The organism is Mesorhizobium sp. M7A.F.Ca.US.005.03.2.1, assembly GCF_003997795.1.
Lineage (GTDB): Bacteria > Pseudomonadota > Alphaproteobacteria > Rhizobiales > Rhizobiaceae > Mesorhizobium > Mesorhizobium ciceri.
This window is the reverse complement of sequence record NZ_RZRP01000533.1, coordinates 1-4408: the sequence shown is the minus strand read 5'-3', so window position 1 is coordinate 4408 and position 4408 is coordinate 1. Positions and strand designations below refer to the sequence as shown.

5 protein-coding genes are annotated in these 4408 nt (G+C 64.2%); 1 reads left to right on the top strand and 4 read right to left on the bottom strand.

The window, feature by feature from the left end:
• From EN991_RS24915 to EN991_RS24905, 3 genes are all read right to left on the bottom strand, one after another.
• A partial coding sequence (locus tag EN991_RS24915) for a glycosyltransferase (protein WP_127369753.1) occupies positions 1 to 900 on the bottom strand: 900 nt, incomplete at its 3' end.
• A 3-nt stretch (positions 901 to 903) separates the two neighbouring features.
• Positions 904 to 2010: a glycosyltransferase family A protein gene (locus EN991_RS24910; protein ID WP_127369752.1), complete on the bottom strand. Its 1107-nt coding sequence runs from the start codon at positions 2008 to 2010 to the stop codon at positions 904 to 906.
• On the bottom strand, positions 2007 to 3176 hold the full coding sequence (locus tag EN991_RS24905; RefSeq protein ID WP_127369751.1) for an acyltransferase: 1170 nt from the start codon (positions 3174 to 3176) through the stop codon (positions 2007 to 2009). Before EN991_RS24905 ends, EN991_RS24910 begins: the two co-directional genes overlap by 4 nt.
• A 20-nt stretch (positions 3177 to 3196) precedes the next feature.
• On the opposite strand from EN991_RS24905, the gene EN991_RS40370 reads away from it, so the two are divergent.
• Positions 3197 to 3427, top strand: a complete 231-nt coding sequence (locus EN991_RS40370) for a hypothetical protein (RefSeq protein ID WP_064993954.1) — start codon at positions 3197 to 3199, stop codon at positions 3425 to 3427.
• Between the two features lie 319 nt (positions 3428 to 3746).
• Here the strand turns inward: EN991_RS40370 and EN991_RS24895 are convergent.
• Positions 3747 to 4408 (bottom strand): ATP-binding protein (locus tag EN991_RS24895; RefSeq protein ID WP_245461072.1); only part of this gene is annotated, 662 nt, incomplete at its 5' end.

Sequence of the window (4408 nt, the reverse complement as noted above, 5' to 3'; positions counted from 1 at the left end):
TTCACGATCGAAGGCGGGTCCTCCCGCCAGTTCCCGGAAAGCCCCTCTTGCGGCCCAGTAGAAATGGCGAAGCAGCCAGGGCGCGTGGCGAACATGCTTCAGGCAGAGCCCGCCATTGCCCAGGCTGTAGTCGCGATGCAGCTTTTCGATGGCTTTGCGATCCCGCCGGCCGTGATGATGGAAAATCGTCATGTCAGGCACATACTCGACCGCGATGCCGAGCAGCATCGCGCGCACGAGATAATCGGTATCCTCGGCCGACCGCAATGGTCCGCCGGCGCCGAAGCGTTCGTCGAAATAGCCGATGCGGGCCGCGACATCGCGGTGCATCGTCATGTTGCAGCCCAGCACGAAACCGCCGGGATGAACATCTGGCGTCAGGCGTTCGCGCGCCCACGACCGCTTGATGGTGAACGGCAAATCCCGGGGATCGCCAAGCTCGACACGGCCGCCCCGGATGAGCCATTGTTCCCCGGACGCATAGTGTCGCTCCAGATCGCGCAGATAGTCGCGATGGACCGCGCAGTCGTCGTCGACGAAGACCAGCACACGGCCGCGCGCGCGCCTCAGCCCGGCGTTGCGCGCAGCCGCCAATCCGGGGCGCGGCTCGCAAACGGGCGTGAACGGAATTTCCGACGCAGCCGCGATGCTGGCCAGGCGTTCGGCCGTGCGGTCGCTCGAACCGTTGTCGACGACCACGAGTTCGGCGGCGAAGCCGGCATGTGCGCGGCATGCGGCTTGCACCGACTTGATGCAGGCATCGAGCACGGCGACGCGGTTGCGCGTGCAGATGATGAAGCTGACTTCCGGCGCCGCTCGTTCCGGGCGGGGACCGGCCGGGGCGGGGCCAAGCGCCGTCGAACGATCGCGCTGCAGGGGTTGGTTGGCTTTGACGATCATGCCTCAGCCCGCCTGATAAGGTGCCAGAACCGCCGCGGCGGGCGCAGATTTGAAGAAGTATGCCATGGCATCGGCCTGCCTGGCGGCCGACAGCGAAGCGCGGCTGAGCCAGGGCGCCCAGGCGCCGGGCCGCAGGGCATATTGTTCGCGGCGCCGGATGACGTTCCATTTCGCGGTCCGCGTCAGCAATTCATGCGTCAGCGCGGGCTGCTTTTCGTCGGCGACGAGCTGGTAGAGGAAATAGAACAGGTTCAGCGCGCCGGCCTCGAAGCTCGGCCGCGTCGCCGCCGACAGCGAGCGGATCTCCTCCTCCAGCGCGACGATGAAGTCGGCCGCACGGGCGACGGTGCCGTGGCTGACCGCATCGCCAATGTCGCGCAGGTCCCGCGTGGCCTGCGCCAGGCCCTCGCGCTCGAGGTTCTCAGCCACGATCCGCAAATGCGTCCTGCGCATCTCCTTGACGTGCCGGCTCGTCACGCTTGCCTGATGGACGCGGTAGACGACCAGGTTTTCAGGCATCATGGCTGCCGGGTAACGGCCGGCCAGCCGCCTGAAAAGATCGAAATCCTCGGCATGCCGGTAGGCCTGGTCATAGTGCAGGACGCTGTCGTCGATGACCTTCCTGTTGTAGACGACCGTCGGGTGCATGAAGATCGTGAAGAACATCGCCAATACAGGGATGCGGCCGAACTGGAACACCGGATCGGGCCTGCCCCTGGCGATGCGGCCGCGGATCAACATGTCGACGCCGGCGCCGCAGAAGCCCAGTTCGGGCCGCCGCTCGAACAGCGCCACCTGGCGCGACAAACGCCAGGGATAGGCGACGTCATCGGCGTCCATCCGCGCGACCAGTTCGCCCCGGGCGATCGCCAGCCCTTCGTTGAGCGTCGCGACAAGGCCGCGGTTTTCGCGCGAGATGATCGAAATGCGGCTGTCGGCCTTTTGGCATCGCTCGAGTATCTCGAGCGAATTGTCGGTCGAACCGTCATCGATCGCGATGATCTCCAGGCGACTGTGATCCTGCCGCAGGATGCTTCCCAGCGCGGTGGCGAGATAGGGACCGGCATTGTAGACCGGCAACAGGACGGAGACGAGCGGTGCGGCAGTCATCGTCTTGCATCCGTGCGCTGGAGTTCGAGCGCCGGTGTGCGGCCATCGGGCGATCCGCCAGCCGCCGTCGCGAGCCAGCCGCCATGGCTGCCCTGTGCGGAGCGGGTGCGCGCGACATAGGGGAAGTGGCGCTTCAGGCTGTTGAGCGGCCTCTCGAAAACCACCCAGGAAATCGAGGCCGCGACAATCGTGGCGGCACTCGCAACCAGGAAACGCCCTGGCCCTTGCTCCGAGACGTTGAGCGGAATCCAGGGTTGCGCTTTGACGGCGAGCGACAGCAATATCGGATGATAGAGATAGACGCCGTAGCTGATGCGGCCAAGGCCCAGCAGCGGCGGCAGTTCGGCAAGCTTTCCCAAAGTGCCGCCAAGGCCGCGCGAACAGGCTGCGACGATGACCATCAGCGGCACCAGCGGCAGGACTTGCCGCACCAGCCAATGGGTCCATTCGAGCATCGGATCGGCGGGCGCAGGCACAAACCACTCGATGACAAGGAATGCGGCCGCGAAGGCAGGCCAGCTGAGCCGCATCCAGTGCGGCAGGGCCGCGCCCCTGGATCGCCAGCAGGCAAGCAGCGCGCCCGTCGCCAGCGCATCCATGGATGCCGGCGGCAGCAGGTCGCGCGCCAGCGCCGTGTTGGCGGTGAGCGGCCAGTAAAAGCGATAGGCCAGCGACAGCGCGATGACGCCGATGCAGATCTGTTCGAAGCGGCGGCGCGGGGCCAGCAGGACGACCAGCGGCCAGGCAAGATAGAACTGCTCCTCGATGCTCAGGCTCCAGAAATGGCACAGCACCCAAGGGTTCCAGTCATTGCGCAGCGCATACCAGAAATTCGACAGGTAAAGCGCATGCCAGACCAGCGATCCCCTGGATTGGTCCAGGTCGACCAGCCAGACGAAACCCAGGACGGCGAAATAGGGCGGAAATATCCGCAAGCCTCGCCTGATATAGAAGGATCGCAGCGCGGGGCCGGTCTCGAATTCGGCGGCCGAACGCGCTTCTAGGAGCAGGCGCGTGATCAGGAAGCCGCTCAGCACGAAGAACAGCCGCACGCCGATATGGCCCCAGAATGAAGATCCTCCAGCGGCGAAGAAATGGGAATACAACACCATCGTCACGGCGATGGCTCTCAACGCATCCAGTTGGATGTCGCGTGCGCTTCCCATCAGCGGCATCCGCCAGCGTGATGGTCGCGACCAAGCCGCCAGCCGGCCGTTTCGAGCGGCAGGCCAAGGCGGACGAGACCCGCCAGAGCGCAGGCATCGTCGAACCTACGCTCGAAATCGACGGACGGGTGGCTCAAGCTGGTCAACCTGGCGGGATCCTCCACGGCGCATATCCAGTCGCAAACGAGTCCCCCAGGAGATCGTTCGGCTACGGCATTGTGCGGCGCAACACAAAAAATCTACCCAGCTGAAATACTTATGTGAGCAAGTGCTAAAAAATTGAGAAAACCGAGCGTTTCTCGTCAATTCTGGCGATTTTTCTCAGAACTTAACGCTGTGGTTTAAATTTTGCCGATGTTCCCGCCTCGGTTGATTTGCGAGCTCGTGGCTTGAGAGCCTAGTTCTTTGTTAGATCACAGGAAGTTCCGTAATCTATATTTTATCTATATGGATCCGGCCCTGGCTCCGTGAAGAAATGATTTGGAACCATTAGCTTTGCGCGGTGCAGCATCGTCTCTGTTTTTCGTCGTTGCCACGCGCAACGCCCATTACTCGGCTGACCGCCAACCCTCACACCGCGTCGAACACCACCGTCTGCTCCAGCCCGCCGCCCCGGCGGTTTTCCAGTGTTACCGTGCCTCCGTAGCGCTCGATGATTTCCTTGGCGATGGCGAGGCCAAGACCAGCTCCGGGGATCGATTGCAGGCGGCCGGGGTCGACGCGGAAAAAGGGCTCGAACGCCTTGTTCAGGAGTTCCGGGGGGATGCCCGGCCCATGGTCCGATATGGTCAGCACGGCGCGATTGTCGGCCGCGGCCAGGTCGATGCGGCACGCCTTGCCATGGGTGGCGGCGTTGACGATCAGGTTGCGCAAGGCGCGGCGCAGGCCGAGCGCGCCGGCGCGCACGCAAACCTTTTCCAGGTGCCCGATCGAGACGGCATGGCCGAGCGACACCATCTCGGCTTCGATATCGCGCACCGTCTTTGCCAGGTCCACCGCTTCGACGGCGTCCTGGTTGACCTCTTCGCGCACCAGGCGGATGGCGCTGTCGGCGATGCGATCGAGTTCGTCGAGGTCGTGAAGCCATTTGTCGCGTTCGTCGTCCAGGAATTCGGCGCGCAGCCGCATGCGCGTCATCGGCGTGCGCAGATCATGGCCGGCGGCCGCGACCAGCCGCATGCGGCTTTCCATGGCGGTCCGCAGCCGCGACGAGAGCTGGTTCAGCGCATGCG